The organism is Streptomyces ossamyceticus (assembly GCF_001418475.1).
Lineage (GTDB): Bacteria > Actinomycetota > Actinomycetes > Streptomycetales > Streptomycetaceae > Streptomyces > Streptomyces ossamyceticus.
In genome coordinates, this window is record NZ_LIQX01000566.1 from 1 (window position 1) to 3,073 (window position 3,073).

At 67.1% G+C, this 3,073-nt stretch carries 4 protein-coding genes; 2 read left to right on the forward strand and 2 right to left on the reverse strand.

Annotated elements, in window-relative coordinates; genetic code table 11:
• A partial coding sequence (locus AOK15_RS33315) for a DedA family protein (RefSeq protein WP_055522051.1) occupies nucleotides 1-408 on the forward strand: 408 nt, incomplete at its 5' end.
• A 25-nt stretch (nucleotides 409-433) separates the two neighbouring features.
• Here the strand turns inward: AOK15_RS33315 and AOK15_RS33320 are convergent.
• Together AOK15_RS33320 and AOK15_RS33325 are read right to left on the reverse strand one after the other, a co-directional pair.
• On the reverse strand, nucleotides 434-1,726 hold the full coding sequence (locus AOK15_RS33320) for a tetratricopeptide repeat protein (protein ID WP_055522052.1): 1,293 nt from the start codon (nucleotides 1,724-1,726) through the stop codon (nucleotides 434-436).
• Nucleotides 1,727-1,827: 101 nt separating this feature from the next.
• Complete coding sequence (locus tag AOK15_RS33325) at nucleotides 1,828-2,049, reverse strand: DUF2277 domain-containing protein (protein ID WP_055522054.1); 222 nt, start codon at nucleotides 2,047-2,049, stop codon at nucleotides 1,828-1,830.
• A 168-nt stretch (nucleotides 2,050-2,217) separates the two neighbouring features.
• On the opposite strand from AOK15_RS33325, the gene AOK15_RS33330 reads away from it, so the two are divergent.
• Nucleotides 2,218-3,073 (forward strand): ketopantoate reductase family protein (locus AOK15_RS33330; protein WP_055522053.1); only part of this gene is annotated, 856 nt, incomplete at its 3' end.

The window sequence follows — 3,073 nt, forward strand, 5'->3', positions numbered from 1 at the left end:
GTCCTCGGCGACCTCGTGGCGTACCGCCTGGCGTGGGCGGGCAGTGCGCGCCTGGACCGCGCGATCGCCCGTTCCCGGCGCCTGACCACCGCGCAGGAACGTCTCGGCGCGGCGCTCGCCCGGGGCGGCGGTCTGCTCGTCGTCATCGCCCGCTTCGCCCCCGCGGGCCGCTCGGTCGTCTCCCTCGGCGCGGGCGCCGCACGCCACCGCGCCCGCGACTTCCTCCCCTGGTCCGCGTTGGCGGGCCTCGCGTGGGCCGGCTACAGCGTCGCCCTCGGCTACCTCGGCGCCCACTGGCTGGGCCCCACCTGGCTCGCGACGGCGGTCTCCCTGGCCGCCCTCTTCGGCGCGGGCGCGGCGGCGGCGTACTTCATGCGGCGCCCTGCGCTCGATGAGCAGCCCAGCTGAGGGACGGGCGGTCCGCCCTCGCCAGCTACTCCGGCCGGGAGATGGCCTTGCGGAGATCGTCACTCAGAACAAGTTTGATCGACGCTTTCCCTGGATCCTGAAGGGCCATTTGCGAATACAGGGCGCGAACGTCATCGAATCGCTCGCACTTGAGGTATACATCGATCGCTTGCCCTAGGTGATCTGCGTCCTTCTCCACTTCCTGAGCCATGTACTCGTCCACGATACTCTCCGCCATATCGAGCAGACCTCGCGATTCGTAGACCATGGAGAGGTTGTATTTATAGGCTATTTCTCCAGGATTCTTCTCGATGGCCATGAGCGTGTACCGCTGGGATTCCTCGTACCGTTCGGCAGAGTAGAAGAGCATACCGAGCTGGTTCGCCTGGAACGCCTTGTCATCGTCCCCGACGGTCTCGTCACTCAGAAGCGGAAGAATGTAGCGCTTGAGCTCCTCCACACCTTCCAGTACGCGATTGGTCATGCGATAGAAGTTTCCGAGGGCTCCTATTGCGGACCTGAAAGAGCCGGCATCGATGTTGCCGGCGTTACTGTTGAGCAGGTCGCGCACCATGGCCGCACTCTCTTCATGTCCGGCTGCGGCCAGCATGCTCGCACAGGTGATCGCCATGGAGGGATTTCCCGACAGGTCGACGAGCCGCCTGAGCGCCGCGAAGGCTCCCGCTTGATTGCCGCTGGCAAGCGCCGTGAGGAACTTCTCCTGGGGACTGGCGAAGATGTCATCGAGCCCAGTGGCCACGGTAGGCAGCGAGGGAAGCGCGGCTCCACTGCTCGGCCTGGCGGCCACCAGACTGTCCAGTTTTCTCTCCATACGTTCCAACGCCTGCGCCAACGTCGTGGTTGAGACGCCGCTGGTCGTCGTGGGATATCCCGACGCCTCGAACTGCTCCACAGCCATCCGAATATCCTCGACACCGCGACGCGTGGAACGCGGACTCGAGATGTCGTACTGGATGGTCCTGATTCCCGCGACGTCGAACGGAAGCTTTTCCCCAGCCTTGATCAGCTGAATGAACGGCTTCGCAGCCTCATGCCGTCGCCCGCATTCGTAGAACACGTTGGCATTGTGCCCCGTAAGGTCAATGATGCAGAGTTCAGCATTCTGCACCAGACTGATTATTTCACTGTTGATCTCGCCCGCCCCGACCAACATGTCCGCGCGGACCACATGGAACCCATACATCTCAAGAGCGGGCTGGATCAGCAGTTCGAATACGTCGTCAGCCCCCAACCTCGTGTCGGAGCCGAGATCGCCGATGGGTGAAATGACAAAGCACGTCTTCTGACTGTCCGGCATGGCCGCCCCCGAGAACCATTGAACTCAGTCGATCAGAGTCTTGGTTCTCCCCTAGGCCCAATGCCGCCAAACACGGAACTCACAACTCCGCGTAGTGCGCGCTAATGGCGTCGACCTCCCCGTACCTCCAGCCCCGCCAGCAACTCGGCCGTGGCAGCCGCGATCACTTCTACGGCGCGATCGAATACCTCCTGATTATGGGCGGCGGGCGCGCGGAAGCCGGAGACCTTGCGGACGTACTGGAGGGCGGCGGCCCGGATGTCGTCCTCCGTGGCTTCCTCGGGGATCGCGGGCGGTCGCAGAGTCTTGATGCTTCGGCACATGAGCCCAGTCTCCCGCGCCGACCCCACTGCCACCCACTCCCACCTCGGCATGAAGCGAATCCTTGGGTATCGGCAAGTTTCTCCGAGGATTGACTCCACCCTGCCCCCTTGTGATCATCACGGAGGCCGCCGGCCGGCCGACGAAGGCGACGCAGAGACGAGGGGACCATGTCGACGAACGAACGGCTCACCGTGGCGGTGCTCGGACCCGGCGGGGTGGGCGGCCTGCTCGCCGCCCTCCTCGCCCGCGCGGGCAACCGCGTCATCTGCCTGGCGGGGGACGAGACCGCCCGCGTCCTGGACAAGGACGGCATCAGCGTCACCAGTGCCCGCTTCGGCGACTTCACCGCCCGCGTGGAGACCGCCGCCGAGCTGCGCGAACCGGTCGACGCGGCCCTCGTCGCCGTGAAGCACACCGCCCTCGCCCCGGCCCTGGATCGCCTCCCCGCGTCGTCCCTGACCCCCGGCACCCTCGTCGTCCCGTTCCTGAACGGCGTCGAACACCCGGCGGCCCTGCGCGCCCACTACGGCGACACCGCCCGCATCGCCCCCGCGACCATCCGCGTCGAGTCGACCCGGGTCGCGCCGGGCGTCATCGCGCACGGCAGCCCCTTCGCGGAGGTCGACCTGACCGGCGACGAGGCCCCCGCCGACCGCCTCAACTCCCTGGCCGGGGCCCTGGAATGGTCCGGCATCGCCACCCGAGTGCTGCCCGGCGAGACGGCGGTGCTGTGGGCGAAGATGTCGTTCCTGGCCCCGTTCGCCCTGCTGACGACCCGCTACGGCCTGCCCCTGGGCGAGATCCGCACCCGCCACCGCGAGGAACTGACCGCCCTGGTCGAGGAGACGGCGGCGGTCAGCGCGGCGGTCGGTGCCCCTGTGGACCCGGCCGACGCGCTAAGCCGCTACGACGCCTTCCCGCCCGGCACCAAGTCGTCGATGCAGCGCGACGCCGAGGCCGCCCGCCCGCTCGAACTGGACGCGATCGGCGGCGCCCTGCTCCGCGCCGCCGATCGCGTCCAGT

Excerpts from the sequence above, each read along its gene's own strand:
- AOK15_RS33320 (WP_055522052.1), bottom strand. The coding sequence starts at position 1,726 with ATGCCGGACAGTCAGAAGACGTGCTTTGTCATTTCACCCATCGGCGAT.
- AOK15_RS33325 (WP_055522054.1), bottom strand. The coding sequence starts at position 2,049 with ATGTGCCGAAGCATCAAGACTCTGCGACCGCCCGCGATCCCCGAGGAA.